This window comes from Arthrobacter sp. H14 (genome assembly GCF_000520495.1).
GTDB lineage: Bacteria > Actinomycetota > Actinomycetes > Actinomycetales > Micrococcaceae > Arthrobacter_C.
The window spans coordinates 1,890-3,159 of record NZ_KI914710.1; the positions used below are offsets into that span (position 1 = coordinate 1,890).

The window sequence follows — 1,270 nt, forward strand, 5'->3', positions numbered from 1 at the left end:
CCCCTCGGCCGAATCGCCGCTGTGCCGGCGGGGCAACCTGCCATGGGCAGCATGAAACTTCACGGCCCGGGTCATGGCCTTGTCCCATCGCCTGTCCACGACAGCGAGTCTAACGGCATGGAAAGCCGGTCGGGCTGCTGCCCTGCCGGGCAGGGACGCATTGACCGCCAGCCAAACAGCCCCAGTCGCCTATTGGGATCTCCTGCCTGAGTGGATCCGCCCGCCATGCGCAAGAGACCCCTACGTTTCCCCGGTTGCAGCACCCCAGCACTTTGGTTGACCCGGTCCACTCTCGACTTTGTTTGGTAAGCATGCTTAGGGTGGTAGATGTTGGTGCGTGGAGCACGGGCTCGAAATGCGCGGATATCGGCGCAGCATCATAAGCAAATCCGTTGGAGGGAACACCATGAAAGCTGTTGTGTATAAGGGGCCGAAGGACGTGAGCGTAGAGGACGTTCCCGACGCCAGGGTTGAGCGGCCTACCGATGTATTGGTCAAGGTTACGGCGACGAACATCTGCGGGTCGGACCTGCACATGTATGAGGGCCGCACCGACTTTGAGGCTGGACGCACCTTCGGGCACGAAAATATGGGCGAAGTAGTCGAAGTCGGCAGCGGCGTGGACAAGGTTAAAGTCGGCGAGCCAGTCGTGTTGCCGTTCAATATTTCATGCGGGTTCTGCAAGAACTGCGAACGCGGTTACACCAACTACTGCTTGACCAACCAACCCGATCCGGCATCGGGGGGTGCCGCATACGGTTTCGCCGGCATGGGAACCTTCGGCGGGGGCCAGGCTGAACTGCTTCGGGTGCCATACGGAGACCATAATTGCCTGCGCCTGGGAGAGGACGCGAAAGAGAAAGAGAACGACTACGTGATGCTCTCGGACGTCTTCCCCACGGGCTATCATGCCACCGAGATGGCCGGCGTGGTTCCAGGGGATTCGGTGGTGATTTACGGTGCCGGTCCGGTGGGACTGATGGCAGCCTTGTCCGCGGGTATTAAGGGTGCGGCGAAGATCATGGTCGTTGACCGGCACCCCGACCGGTTGCGTCTGGCTGAGGAGATCGGTGCTATTGCGGTTGATGATTCGAAGACCGATCCGGTGCAGTTCGTCCTGGACCAGACGATGGGTCTCGGCGCGGACCGTGGTTGCGAGTGCGTCGGCTATCAAGCCCACGACCCGCAGGGAAATGAGGACCCGGTGCTGACCATGAACCGGCTGATCGCCTCGGTCCGTTTCACGGGAGGCATCGGCTCCGTCGGGGTG

Annotated in this window: 1 protein-coding gene; it reads left to right on the forward strand. The window is 61.3% G+C overall.

Annotated features, from left to right (window positions below):
* Positions 1 to 406: 406 nt before the first annotated feature.
* A partial coding sequence (locus Y707_RS28595) for an alcohol dehydrogenase catalytic domain-containing protein (protein WP_035783290.1) occupies positions 407 to 1,270 on the forward strand: 864 nt, incomplete at its 3' end.